General features: G+C 69.6%; 1 protein-coding gene. It reads left to right on the plus strand.

Going from position 1 to position 230, the window contains the following annotated elements:
• On the plus strand, positions 1-230 hold a 230-nt coding region (locus tag AC0L3B_RS40520; RefSeq protein WP_473383751.1), incomplete at both ends, for a hypothetical protein.

Here is a 230-nt window from a genome sequence, read left to right on the forward strand (position 1 = left end):
GCGCTGCTGCCCTGTGTGCCTTGGGTAACTCGGTGTTGTCGGGGTTCGCCGCATTGCTGGGCTTGCGTCTGGTCTGGGGGCTGTGTTTCGCCGCGCTGAACCTGTCGACCCAGGTCCTCGCCACTTCCGAGCCGCAAGGCGCCGCTCGCCGTGCAGGGCGCTCGCGTGCGTTGATCGCCTGCGGGCCGATGCTGGCGTTGCCGCTGGGCGGCGTGCTGACCTTATGGGCG

It is taken from the genome of Bradyrhizobium sp. Kon56, assembly GCF_055807635.1.